We start from the raw sequence: 12,215 nt of genomic DNA, 5'->3' as shown, positions 1-12,215 counted from the left end.
GGGCGGAGATGGGCGGCGACACGGCATTGGTGCTCGGCGGCGGAGGCCTGACCGGCATCGGCTGGGAGTGCGGCATCCTCTACGGGCTCGCCCGCGAGGGCGTCGACCTCACCACCGCCGACCTGGTCGTCGGCACCTCCGCCGGGTCGGTGGTCGGCGCGCAGCTGACCTCCGGCCTGCTGTCCGTGCAGGAGCTGTACGAGCGCCAGCTCGGCGACGCGCGGGGCGAGCCCGTCGCGAGGATCGGGGCCGGTGTCATCGCGCGCTACGCCCTCGCGATGGCGCGCTCGCGCTCGGCCACGGACTACCGGCAGCGGGTCGGCGCCCTCGCGCTGGCCGCCGCGACGGGCGAGGAGTCGCAGCGGCGCGAGGTGCTGGCGGCCCGGCTGGTCTCCCACGCGTGGCCGCAGCGGCGGTTCGTCGTGACCGCGGTGGACGCGCTGAGCGGTGACCTCAAGGCGTTCGACGCGGAGGGCGGCGGCGGGCTCGTCGACGCCGTCTCGGCGAGCTGCGCGGTGCCGGGCGTGTGGCCGCCGGTGACGGTGGACGGACGCCGGTTCATCGACGGGGGCGTCCGCTCCGCCACCAACGCCGACCTGGCCGCCGGCTACGCCCGCGTGGTGATCATCGCACCGGTCTCCCTCGGCTCCGGGCTCGTCCCGGCCCCGGCCGCGCAGGCCGCCCGCCTGCGCGAAGCGGGGTCGAAGGTCCTGCTGATCACCCCGTCGGCGGCGGCCCGCAGGGCCATCGGGCGCAACGTACTGGACCCCGCCCGGCGCGACCCGGCGGCGCGGGCGGGCCTGGCGCAGGCCGCCGCGCACGCATCCGAGGCGCGGGCGGTCTGGGCGGACTGAGGCGGCCCGACAATGGTGGGGTGAGCGACGAACAGATTCCGGTGATCCGGGACGTGGACCAGGGCACCGCCAAGCTGATGCCGGACGTGGACGGCGAACGGGCCTGGCTGCTGACCGTGGACGGGGCGCCGCAGTCGTACGTGGACCTGGACGATCCGCAGCACCTGGAATTCGAGTACGCGCGCCGCCTCGCGCACGTCCTGGACTGCGCGGCGGAGCCGGGGCGGCCCCTGGACCTCCTGCACCTGGGCGGCGGCGCGCTCACCCTGCCGCGCTACGTCGCGGCGACCCGGCCGGGCTCCCGGCAGGACGTGGTGGAGTTCGACGCGGGCCTGGTCGAGCTGGTCGCCGAGCACCTGCCGTTGCCGCAGGACTGCGGGGTGCGCGTGCACACGGCCGACGCGCGGGCCTGGCTGGAGTCGGCCGCGGCGGGCAGCGCGGACGTCGTGGTGGCGGACGTCTTCGGCGGCTCGCGGGTGCCGGCGCAGCTGACCTCGGTGGAGTACGCGCGGGCCGCCGCGCGGGTGCTGCGGCCGGGCGGGCTGTACGTGGCGAACCTGGCCGACGGGGCGCCGTTCGCCTTCCTGCGGTCACAACTGGCCAATTTCCGGGCGGCCTTCACGGAACTGGCGCTGATCGCGGAACCGGGGGTGCTGCGCGGGCGGCGCTTCGGGAACGCGGTGCTGCTCGCCTCGGACGCCCCGCTGGAGGTGGCGCCGGTGGCGCGGCGGTGCGCGGCCGACCCGTTTCCCGCCCGCGTGGAGTACGGGGACGGGCTGGCCCGGTTCATGCGCGGGGCCGCGACGGTGGCCGACGCGGACGCGGCTCCCTCCCCGGCGCCGCCGGAGGGCGCGTTCAGCGTCGGGTGAGCGGCCCGGTCCGGTGCCTCCCGGGTCCAAGCCGCAGACCCGCGCCTCACACGCCGGCGGGGCCGTCCTTGCGGCGGGTCATGCGGCGGACGTCCGGGACGAGCAGGACCAGGGCGGTGGCCAGGACGACCAGGGCCGCGCACCCCCACAGGGCCTCGGTGCGGCCGAAGGCCGCTTCGGCCGGGCCCGCCAGGGCGGTCGCCAGCGGGAGCATCGACACCGAGCCGAACCAGTCGTAGGCGGAGACCCGGGAGAACTTCTCCTCCGGGATCTCCTGGTGCATCGTCGTCATCCAGCTCACGCCGAACACCTCGATGGCGGTTCCGCTGACGAGCATCACCGCGCACAGCCCCGCGACGGGCAGCGGCACGGCCAGTCCCGCCGACGGGAGCGCCAGCGGGAACACGCACAGGGTGGCGACCAGCAGCAGCCGGTGCGGTTTCCACACCATCATCAAGGCGGCCCCGGCGATGGTGCCGAGGCCGAAGAAGGCCAGGGCCAGGCCCCAGGGCGCCGCCCCGCCCAGCCGGTCCCGGGCGACCAGCGGACCGTAGACCGCCTCCGCGGCGCCCACGACGGCGACGACGACGGAGAACTGGAGCACGATGCTCCACAGCCAGGGGCGGGTGCGCACCTCGACCCAGCCCTCGCGCAGGTCCGCCAGCAGGCCGCCGCCGGGAGCCCGTTCCTCGATGTGGCGCACGTCGAGGAACGCGCGCAGGGCGCCCCCGACCGCGAAGGCCGCCGCGTCCACGGCCAGCACCCAGCCCGGTCCCATCAGGGCGATCATCGCCCCGCCGAGGGCGGCTCCGCCGATGCCGGCGCCGTTCATGGCCATGCGGAAGAGCGCGAAGGCGCGGTTGGCGTGCTCGCCGGAGACCGTCGCCAGCAGCATGCCCTCGGCCGCGGGGTTGAAGAAGGCCGTACCGGTCCCGCACAGGGCGGTCAGCAGCATCATCTGCCACAGCTGGGGGTCGCCGGCCAGGACGAGCAGGGCGAAGGCCGCCTGGGAAAGGCAGTTGAGGGCGTTGGCCGCCACCATCACCCGGTGGCGCGGCAGCCGGTCGGCTATCGCGCCGCCGACGAGCAGGAACAGGACGAGCGGCACCGTGCGGGCCGCGGCGACCAGGCCGAGGTCGCCGGCGCCTCCGCCGGCCTCCTGGACCGCGAAGGCGGCCGCGATGAGCGCTCCGTGGCTGCCGAGGTTCGTGACGACCGCCGCGCCCGTGAGCAGGGTGTAGTTGCGGCCGGCCCAGGCGGGCCGACGAGGGCGTGCGGGGGTCCGGGGCGGTGCGGCGGGGGGAGTGGTCACCCCGGGACTATCGCCCGCCCCCGGGCCGGAATCCAAACGGACGAACGGATGGCCGGCCGGGGGCGGGAAGTCCGCATCAGCCCGCGGAGAGCCGGATGGAGCTGAGGATCTTGTCGGAGACGTCGGTCGGAACCTCGTCCTTGACGCCCGCCGCACCGACGATCACGAAGCTGGCGAAGTCACCGACGGCGTTCTTGAAGGCGAAGCCGACCGCCTTGCCGTCCGAGGAGCACTTGTTCTCCTTCTTCACGCCGGGAGCGGTGGCCACCACCGTGTGGCCCTTGAGGCCGGAGGCGGTGGTGTACTCCTTCGCCTCGCTGACCTTGACCGTGCCCTTGGGCTCCTTCTGGGCGTAGGCCGCCCAGACCCAGGTGCCCGTGTTGTCCGTCGCCGCCTGGGCCGTGTCCTTGGCGCCTTGGGCGCCCTTGACACCGGTGTCCGCGAGCGAATACTTCTCCAGGGTGCCGTCCGCGTTCTTGTCGACGGTGCACCACTCCTGCTTCAGGGTGGCGGTGCCGGACATCGTGATGACCGGCTTGCCGTCCTTCTCGTCGTGGAGGGCGAGGGACACGCCGGAGTCGTTGACGTTCCATTCGGCCGGTACGTCGTAGGCGACGTTGTACTTGGTGTTGACGACGACCTTCCAGCCCGGGATGACGGGCTGCATGGCGCCGCCCGCGCGCGGGTTCGCGCTGCCGCTGCCGGCCGGTGCGGGGGTCTCGGAGACCGGCGCGGAGGAGCTCGCCGCCGGCGGCTTGTCGTTCGCCTCGGTCTTCTCGTCGTCCCGCGTCAGGACGAACGCGCCGGTCGCGGCGGCCGCCACGACCACCGCGGCGGCCGCGACGATGGCCACGGTCTTGGTCGAGTACGGGCTCGACCCGCCGCCCTGCGGGGCCGCCGGAGCCGCCTGCTGACCCCACGGCTGGGTGGGCGGGGGAGCCTGGTAGCCCTGCTGCGGGTACCCGTAACCGGGCTGCTGCTGGTACGGGTTCGGCTGTCCCGGCTGCTGCTGGTACGGGTTCTGATGCGCGTCCTGAGGGTTCTGTTCGCCCCCGGGCGGCTGCTGCTGTCCTGGCCACATGGCCGGTAACGATAGTGGGAGCGAGCCCCGGCAGCCACGGCCACCCCCTGTCAGGCTCTGGCCAAGAACATCTACTCACGGGTAACATCGCGTTTCATGAGCGCAGACCAGATGAACGTGGGCGAACTGCTCGCCGCGACCGTGCCGATGGCCCGGACCCTGAACCTCCAGTTCCTGGAGACCACCCCCGAGCGGGCCGTCGTCCGGCTCCCGGACCAGCCCGACTTCCACAACCACGTCGGCGGCCCGCACGCAGGCGCCATGTTCACCCTCGCCGAGTCCGCGAGCGGCGCGATCGTCCTCGCCGCCTTCGGCGACCAGCTCTCGCGCGCCGTGCCCCTCGCCGTGAAGGCCGAGATCGGCTACAAGAAGCTGGCCAAGGGCGTGGTGACCGCCACCGCGACCCTCGGCCGCCCGGTGGCCGACGTCGTCGCCGAACTCGACGCGGGCGGCCGCCCCGAGTTCCCCGTCACCATCGCCATCCAGCGCGAGGACGAGGCCGTGACGGGCGAGATGACGGTCGTCTGGACCCTGCGTCCGAACGCGTAGGCGGTTCCCGGCCGGTCACGGCCGGCCATCCCCTACAGTCCCTTCCACGACGATGGAGGGGGCACCCGTGGCCAAGGTCAACATCAGCCTCGACGCCGAGCTCGTGGTGGAGGTGATGGTGCTCGCCGGAGTCGGCTCGCCGCAGGACGCGGTGGAGGCCGTCGTACGGGACTACATCGCGCGCGGGCACCGCACCGAAGCGCGGGTCCAGCTCCAGGACGGGCCCCGGCGCAGCCCCGACGGCCCGCCGCCGCTGCCGGAGGGCTGAACCGGGGACGGCGGTGGCGCGCCTCGCCGGGCGCCAGCGGCCCGCGGTGCACAGTGGGGCGCGGGAGCGGTCCGGCGCGGGCCGCTCCCGCCGAAACACGCCGCCGCGGGGAGCGCCCATGAGCGAGGCCTTGTCCAGACGTAGCGCGCTGCGGCTGCTCGGCTCGGCCGGCGCGGTGGGCACGGTCCTCGCAGCGGGCTCCTGCGCGCCCACCCTGCCGCCGGGCGCCGGATCGCGCACGGGCCCGCCGGCCGCGCCGGCCGCCGCCGGGCCCGGGAGCGCCGCGCGGATCGACTCCCTGGTGGAGCGGCTCACCCTCGACGAGAAGACCGCCCTGCTGCACGGCGCCCCGGACCCCGCCCCCCTCGGACAGGCCGGCTACGTGCCCGGCGTACCGCGGCTCGGCATCCCCGCGCTGCGCCTGGCCGACGGCCCCGCCGGGGTACGCGTCACCGCCCGGTCCACCGCGCTGCCCGCCCCCGTCATGCTCGCCTCCGCCTTCGACCCGGCGCTGGCCCGCGAGTACGGCAGGGTCCTCGGCCGCGAGGGCCGGGCGCTCGGCCAGGACGTCCTCCTGGCGCCTCTGGTCAACCTCATCCGCACCCCGTACGCGGGCCGCGCCTTCGAGACCTTCGCCGAGGACCCGCGCCTCACCGCCGACCTGGCCCGCGAGCTGGTCCGCGGGATCCAGGACGAGGGACTCATCGCCGCCGTCAAGCACTTCGCCCTCAACAACCAGGAACAGGGCCGCGACACCGTCGACGTGATCGCCGCCGAACAGGCCCTGCACGAGACCGAGCTACGGGGCTTCGAGGCCGCCGTGGCCGCCGGCGCGGGCGCCGTGATGGGCGCCTCCAACAAGGTCGACGGCGTCTACGCCTGCGAGAGCAAGGCCCTGCTCGACGCACTGCTGCGCAAGCAGTGGGGGTTCGACGGGTGGGTGGTCTCCGGCTGGGACGCCGCCCACAGCACCGTCGCCTCCATCGGCGCCGGCCTGGACATGGAGATGCCCGGCGGCACCCACTTCGGCAGGCCGCTGCGCGACGCGGTGCGCGGCGGCTCCGTACCGCAGGACGCCGTCGACCTCGCCGTCCACCGCGTCCTCACCACCATGGACCGCTTCGGGCTGCTCGCGGCCCGCCCCGCCGCCCGGCCCGCGCGCGACGCCGCGGCCGGGGCCCGGGTGGCCCGCAAGGTGGCCACCGCCGGGGCGGTGCTGCTGCGCAACGAGCACGGGACCCTGCCGCTGTCGGGCGCCGCCGCCCGCTCCATCGCCGTGATCGGCCCCACCGGGCAGGTGCCCTTCGTCGGCGGCGGGGGCAGCGCGCACGTGGTGCCCGACGGGGCGGCCGCCCCGCTCACGGCGATCCGGCGGCGCGCCGGGAAGGGCGCCACCGTGCGCTACGCCCTCGGCGAGGACCTCTACGGCAGGGCGCTGCCCGCCGGGCTGCTGAGCCCGCCCGCCGACCTGGACGACCGGTTCGTGGACGCCGGGCGCGGCTGGAGCCACGCGGGCGAGTTCCGCCTCGCGGCGGACGACGAGTGGACCCTGCTCGTCCACTACACCGGGCGGCAGCGGCCCGGTGTGCGCCTCGACGGGCAGGAGCTGTTCCCCGTCCGCGAGGGCGTGGCCGAGCACTTCGCGGGCGGACTGCTCGGCTCCGCACCCGACGGGATGACCGTCCGCCGTCGCACCCTCACCCTGAAGGCGGGCCTGCACCGGCTCGCCGTGAACGCCCAGGGCGGGGCCCGGGGCCAGCGCTTCCGGATCCGGTACACCACCGGGACGAGCCGGGCCGCGGACCTCGCCGAGGCCGTGAGGACCGCGAAGTCGGCCCGCAGCGTGGTCCTGTTCGCCTACGAGGACGCCACCGAGGGCAGGGACCGGACCTCCCTGGCGCTGCCCGGCGGCCAGGACCGGCTGATCGAGGCCGTGGCCGCGGCCAATCCCCGTACGACGGTCGTGCTCAACACGCCCTCCGCCACGGCCATGCCGTGGCTCTCCCGTACCGGGGCGGTCCTCCAGATGTACTACCCGGGCCAGGAGGGCGCGGCAGCCACCGCCGACGTCCTCTTCGGCGACGTGGACCCCGGTGGACGTCTCACCCAGACCTTCCCTGCGGACGAGCAGCACACTCCGGTGGGCGGCGACCCGCTGCGCTACCCGGGGGTCGGCGGCCGCCAGGAGTACGCGGAGGGCGTCCACGTCGGTCACCGCTGGTACGACGCGCAGCAGGTGACCCCGCTGTTCCCCTTCGGGCACGGGCTGTCCTACACGAGCTGGCACTACGAGGGCCTGACGGTCCGGGACGGCGCCGCGGGCGGCCGAGGCGGGGGCCTGCGCGTGGAGTTCACGGTCCGCAACACCGGCCGCCGCAAGGGCACCGAGGTGGCCCAGGTGTACGTCGGCCCCTCCCGCGAGCTGCGCCTCGACCAGCCGGTGCGCGCGCTGGCCGGCTACCGGCGGATCACCCTGGCGCCGGGCGAGGCGCAGCGGGTCACCGTCGACGTCGACGCCCGGGCGCTGTCGTCCTGGGACCCCGAGCGGCGGGCGTGGGTGCTGGGATCCGGCCGCCGGGAGGTGTTCGCGGGCCGTTCCTCGCGGGAACTGCCACTGAGGTCAAAGGTCGTGGTGGGCAGCGGCTAGGCTGCCTGTCCGGCGTGTCACAGGGGTCGCGCCGGCGACGACACGGGAGGACGTACCGGTGCACATCCAGGAATGGCTGGAGACGATTCCGGCGGTCAGCATCTATCTCCTGGTGGGTCTGGTCATCGGGCTGGAGAGCCTCGGCATCCCCCTGCCGGGAGAGATCATCCTGGTCAGCTCGGCGCTGCTGGCCTCGCAGCACGGGGAGATCGACCCCGTGGTGCTGGCGCTCTGCGCGATCACCGGCGCCATCGTGGGCGACTCGATCGGCTACGCGATCGGCCGCCGGGGCGGCCAGCCGCTGCTGGCGAAGCTCGGCCGGCGCTTCCCGAAGCACTTCGGCCCGGCGCAGGTGGCCGTGGCGGAACGCTCCTTCGAGAAGTGGGGCATGTGGGCCGTCTTCTTCGGCCGGTTCGTGGCGCTCCTGCGGATCTTCGCCGGCCCCCTGGCGGGCGTGCTGCACATGCCGTACTGGCGGTTCCTGATCGCCAACGTCCTCGGCGGGATCCTGTGGGCGGGCGGCACCACCGCCGTCATCTACTCCGTGGGGATCGTGGCGGAGCCGTGGCTCAAGCGGTTCTCCTGGCTGGCGCTCGCGCTCGCCGTGCTCTTCGGGCTCGCGGTCACCCTCGTGATGCGCAGCCGGATGAAGAAGGCGGCGCGGACGGCCGGCGTACCGGCACCGGCCGGGCCGGCCGAGGCGCCGGCTCCGGCCGTCGCCTCGGACTGACCGGGACTGACGGGATCAGGCGTCGGGATCAGGCGTCGGGATCAGGCCTGCGGGGTCACCGAGGCGCCGTGCTGCTTCGCGAGCTCCACGTACATCAGGGCGTTGACCTTGATGCCCTCGCGCTCCTCGTCGGTCAGCTCGCGCCGCACCTTGGCGGGCACGCCCGCGACCAGGGAGCCGGGCGGGACCACCATGCCCTGGGGCACCAGCGCCTGCGCGGCCACCAGGGACCCGGCGCCGATGACCGCGCCGTTGAGCACGGTCGCGCCCATGCCGATCAGGCAGTCGTCCTCGACGGTGCAGCCGTGCACGACGGCGTTGTGGCCGATGGAGACGCGCTCCCCGATCGATACGGGGAAGCCGGGGTCCACGTGGACCGTGCAGTTGTCCTGCACGTTGCTGTCGGCGCCGAGGGTGATCGGGCCGCAGTCGGCGCGCAGCACCGCCGAATACCAGACGCTCGCGCCGGCGCCGAGGGTGACCTCACCGACCACGACCGAGGTGGGCGCCGTGAAGGCCGTCGGGTCGATGTCCGGGTTCTTTCCGCCGACACCCGCCACGAGTGCCTGGGCCGCCTGGTGCGTCATGTTCTCTTCCTCTGTCTCCGGTGCCACCGGTGTCTCTCCGGACGCCACTGCCGATGCCATTGCCATTGCCATGCCACTGCCGCGCTAACGGCACGGTAGGCCACGCGGTCCGCCGCCCAGCAGCCGGCCACCGTGCCCGTACGCACCGCCTGGACCGCGCGATCGTCGCCGTCAGCGTCAACCCCAGACCTCGGCACCCAAGTACCCGCACCCTGCTGCGCGACTACACGGAAGTGAGGACAGCTGCTGCTGTCAGGCACCTCGACGGTTCTCGGCTCAGCGGATGGTCACCACGGACGAAACCGGGTCGGTCGGCGGTACCAGCTCCCTGGAAGAGACTTCTACAAGGTGCGCCGGAGCATCGCCATGTTGCAAAGCAGTCACGTACTCGATGACCTGAGCGGGGGAGAGCGCTGGCACTTTCTGGCGCAGGATGTGCATGGCATAAATCCTCCCATGAGCGTCCGCCACCCCCTGGACCTCATCGTGCAGATCGTCCACTGCGGTCCGCGTGACCTGCCCTCGAATGCGGACTCGGTAGTCCGCTTCCCACGCGTCCGTTCTTGCGGAGACGACACCGATCTGGTGCAGGCTTCCGTCGACGCGGTCGACAAGGTACGGCCCATTCCCGGCCAGTGCGAAGTCTGGATTTCGGGTGCGCAGATACTCCTCACTTGTCCAGGAAACAATCCATACCAGCTCATGCTGCTCTACATGCGACACAGCCATGCGTATGGGGTCGAGCCCAACCGACAGCTCCCACTGGTAGGCGCGTTCCAGCTCTTCCTCAACGGTCTGCACCGCGGCATCTCGCTCAATCACTTTGTCAGCATCCCGTACGGCCTGGATGCCAACCACCAGGTTTCCTGCTCGCTTCACGTCTTGGCAGACCACAGTGGCCGCACATGAACGGCGCCAAGGTACCGAGCGCGTGGGCCAGCCGGTCGCTCCGGTCGCGGGTGACGTCCTGAGAAGGATTCCTCGCTACCGGAAAGCGGCGACGCAAGCGGCAGCGACCACCGGTCGAGTACTCGGCGGCGTCCCGCCTCTGGCGCCCCCGCCCACGTGAGTGCGCCGCGAGGCCGGGGGCGCTTGGAGGGCGGGCGGGCGATGTGGATCAGCTCGCGCCCCGACGGGCTACGGCACTCCGGCGGATAAGTTTCTGCACAGGGATGTCGACCATGTCGGCTTCTAAGGGGCAGGGGAAGGTGCAGGCCATGGCGATCGTGTTTCGAGTGGTAATTGCGCGAAATTACAACTACGGGGGTCCGGATAAATGAAAACTTCCAAATCGATTCGAGTGGCCGCACTGTTCCTGGCTCTCTCCGCTCCTGTCGTGTCATCCTGTGCGGCCCTTGAGGACGCCGGGGCGGGGTATCCGAAGGCCGTCTTGGCCGATCGAGACTCGTTGGTCCGCTCCTGGGGATCGGGTGGAAGCGAAGTCGCCCTGAAGGCGGACGGTTCATTCGAATCCAAGGGTGTCGACTTCGGTAAGGAAGACTGTCATGCAGGGTTCCCGGATCCGGGAGCCGGCAGCTGGTCGTCGTTTGATACGGGTCAGGGGGTGACGAGGGTCCAGCTGAAGTTCGGAACCGGATGCTTCGGCTCGCTCTGGGTCGGAACGATCGACGGTGTGGCCGTGCTGTGGCGGGAGACGGGCCCGGAGAAGCACGAATTCACGTCTCTTGAATAGGTGTGCTCGGGCCGCACTGAGCGCCCATGCCCGCCGTGCGGCCCTTCCGGCCCAGGGCGACGGAGCCGTTGCAACGCCCCAGCTGAAGGGGTGGCATGGACTTCGAGATCCGTCCAGCCCGAGCTCGTCGCGGAGATTCCAGGCATAGTCGGCGACGGCGCCGAACAGCCCGGTCTGCTGCTGGACGACGACGAGTTCGCCCGCGACCCGGCGCTGGATGTCGGCCGCGGCCGGCCGCCGATGAGCGAAGCCCACGTCATGCTCGACGAGGTGGCGGTGTGCCATGTCCCGGATGATCGCCCCCCGGTGATGGGGTGAAGATCACAGGATCGCGGTCCGGCCGTGGGGCGCCCGGCCCATTACCGTGGCCGGGTGCCGAAGAACCAGAACACGTTCTCCTCTCTGACGGCCCTGCGCCGCCGGCTGGCGAACCGCGCGGTCCACACCGGCTGGCGCTGGATGCAGCAGGCCGGCGCGGTGACCGCGCAGACCCCGGGGCGGCTGCGGTTCGGCGCGATCGGAGACGGCACCCGGCTCGCCTTCCCGCAGGGCACGGTCTTCGGCGAGCAGTGGATCCGGCTCGGCTCGCACTGCATCATCGGCGAGCAGGTCACCCTCACCGCCGGGATGATGCCGGACCTCGACCTGGGTGCCGAGCCGATGCTGGTGCTCGGTGACGGCGTCGTCATAGGCCGCAACAGCCATGTCATAGCCGACGCCCGGATCACCATCGAGGCCAACACCTTCTGCGGTCCAGGGGTCTACATCACCTCGACGAACCACAGCTACGACGATCCGCACGAGCCCGTCGGCAGGCAGTGGCCGCGCAGCGCGCCCGTGGAGATCGGCCCGGGGTGCTGGCTCGGCACCGGCGCGGTGATCCTGCCGGGCGCCCGGCTGGGCCGCAACGTCGTGGTGGCCGCGGGGGCCGTCGTACGGGGCGAGGTGCCGGACCACGCCGTGGTGGCGGGAGCCCCGGCGCGCGTCGTACGGCGCTGGGAGCCGGAGACGGGCTGGCAGCCGCCGCTGCGTACACCGCCGCCGGTGCCGATCCCGGACGGGATGACCCCGCAGCAGCTGCGCGGGCTGGCCGAACTGGCGCAGGACCGGCACCAGGCGGCCGAGACCGGCTGACGGGCAGCGGCGCAGGGTCGCGCGGGGTACGGCGGGATTTGCCGTGCCGCCCTTCCCCGTACTGCCGCGCGAGGCTGTCCCGTGACGGCGCGAGGGTTGGCGTCCGGGGTCGACGGGAGCGGGTAACGTCTTTGTCATGTTCTTCCAGACCCCGATTCACGAGTGAGCGTGTGACGGGCCCCTGCTGACGTCCTTCGATGTCGCCGCGCCCGTCCCCCACCGATGAATCCCCAGATCACTTCACATCACGACCGGGAGAACCCTTGACCGTCAGCAAGAACATCAACAACCCCGTGGGCATGGGCGGGGGCCAGCGCAAGAAGCTGTCCCGCGCCGAACGGCAGAACAACGGCCCGCACCGCAACCTCGACCGCCGCAGTGCGGCCGACCAGAAGGCGGAGCTGGTGCGCAAGATGCGCGAGAAGGCGGGCGCAGCCGAAGGCCCCGGGCAGACGGGCGCCGACACCGCACAGGGCTGACGCTGCGCCGCC

13 protein-coding genes are annotated in these 12,215 nt (G+C 72.9%); 9 read left to right on the top strand and 4 right to left on the bottom strand.

Features of this window, described 5'->3' with window-relative positions; translation table 11 throughout:
• Nucleotides 1-8 precede the first annotated feature (8 nt).
• Entirely contained in the window at nucleotides 9-854 is an 846-nt protein-coding gene (locus ACF059_RS07855) for a patatin-like phospholipase family protein (protein WP_392052838.1), read from the top strand.
• 77 nt (nucleotides 855-931) lie between these two features.
• Nucleotides 932-1,723 (top strand): spermidine synthase, encoded by a 792-nt coding sequence (locus tag ACF059_RS07850; RefSeq protein WP_392053146.1) that lies wholly within the window; start codon nucleotides 932-934, stop codon nucleotides 1,721-1,723.
• Between the two features lie 46 nt (nucleotides 1,724-1,769).
• On the opposite strand, the gene ACF059_RS07845 is transcribed toward ACF059_RS07850, so the two are convergent.
• Together ACF059_RS07845 and ACF059_RS07840 are read right to left on the bottom strand one after the other, a co-directional pair.
• Nucleotides 1,770-3,035, bottom strand: coding sequence for an MFS transporter (locus tag ACF059_RS07845; protein WP_392052835.1), 1,266 nt, complete (start codon nucleotides 3,033-3,035; stop codon nucleotides 1,770-1,772).
• Nucleotides 3,036-3,111: 76 nt separating this feature from the next.
• Entirely contained in the window at nucleotides 3,112-4,116 is a 1,005-nt protein-coding gene (locus tag ACF059_RS07840) for a hypothetical protein (protein WP_392052832.1), read from the bottom strand.
• 111 nt (nucleotides 4,117-4,227) lie between these two features.
• On the opposite strand from ACF059_RS07840, the gene ACF059_RS07835 reads away from it, so the two are divergent.
• The 4 genes from ACF059_RS07835 (at nucleotide 4,228) to ACF059_RS07820 (ending at nucleotide 8,310) form a co-directional block, all read left to right on the top strand.
• Nucleotides 4,228-4,665: a DUF4442 domain-containing protein gene (locus ACF059_RS07835; RefSeq protein WP_267726011.1), complete on the top strand. Its 438-nt coding sequence runs from the start codon at nucleotides 4,228-4,230 to the stop codon at nucleotides 4,663-4,665.
• Between the two features lie 67 nt (nucleotides 4,666-4,732).
• Nucleotides 4,733-4,933 carry a type II toxin-antitoxin system VapB family antitoxin gene (locus tag ACF059_RS07830; RefSeq protein ID WP_366868847.1) on the top strand — a complete coding sequence of 67 codons (201 nt, stop codon included), beginning with the start codon at nucleotides 4,733-4,735 and terminating at the stop codon, nucleotides 4,931-4,933.
• A gap of 118 nt (nucleotides 4,934-5,051) precedes the next feature.
• Nucleotides 5,052-7,580 (top strand): beta-glucosidase, encoded by a 2,529-nt coding sequence (locus ACF059_RS07825; protein WP_392052829.1) that lies wholly within the window; start codon nucleotides 5,052-5,054, stop codon nucleotides 7,578-7,580.
• 58 nt (nucleotides 7,581-7,638) lie between these two features.
• Entirely contained in the window at nucleotides 7,639-8,310 is a 672-nt protein-coding gene (locus tag ACF059_RS07820; protein ID WP_392052827.1) for a DedA family protein, read from the top strand.
• 41 nt (nucleotides 8,311-8,351) lie between these two features.
• Here ACF059_RS07820 and ACF059_RS07815 read toward each other — a convergent pair whose 3' ends face one another.
• Nucleotides 8,352-8,897 (bottom strand): gamma carbonic anhydrase family protein, encoded by a 546-nt coding sequence (locus tag ACF059_RS07815; RefSeq protein WP_361947193.1) that lies wholly within the window; start codon nucleotides 8,895-8,897, stop codon nucleotides 8,352-8,354.
• 276 nt (nucleotides 8,898-9,173) lie between these two features.
• Complete coding sequence (locus ACF059_RS07810) at nucleotides 9,174-9,755, bottom strand: YrhB domain-containing protein (protein ID WP_392052824.1); 582 nt, start codon at nucleotides 9,753-9,755, stop codon at nucleotides 9,174-9,176.
• 925 nt (nucleotides 9,756-10,680) lie between these two features.
• Here ACF059_RS07810 and ACF059_RS07805 point away from each other — a divergent pair.
• The 3 genes from ACF059_RS07805 to ACF059_RS07795 all read left to right on the top strand — a co-directional run bounded on the left by ACF059_RS07805 (nucleotide 10,681) and on the right by ACF059_RS07795 (nucleotide 12,203).
• A complete protein-coding gene (locus tag ACF059_RS07805; RefSeq protein ID WP_392052821.1) occupies nucleotides 10,681-10,908 on the top strand; it encodes a hypothetical protein in 228 nt (75 codons plus the stop codon).
• A gap of 54 nt (nucleotides 10,909-10,962) precedes the next feature.
• Complete coding sequence (locus ACF059_RS07800; protein ID WP_392052818.1) at nucleotides 10,963-11,724, top strand: acyltransferase; 762 nt, start codon at nucleotides 10,963-10,965, stop codon at nucleotides 11,722-11,724.
• A 263-nt stretch (nucleotides 11,725-11,987) separates the two neighbouring features.
• A complete protein-coding gene (locus ACF059_RS07795) occupies nucleotides 11,988-12,203 on the top strand; it encodes a DUF6243 family protein (protein WP_392052815.1) in 216 nt (71 codons plus the stop codon).
• Nucleotides 12,204-12,215 lie beyond the last annotated feature (12 nt).

The sequence above is a fragment of the Streptomyces sp. NPDC016562 genome (genome assembly GCF_043076955.1).
Classification (GTDB): Bacteria; Actinomycetota; Actinomycetes; order Streptomycetales; family Streptomycetaceae; genus Streptomyces.
Note: the sequence above shows the minus strand (reverse complement) of the source record. Positions and strands in the feature narration are given on the sequence as shown.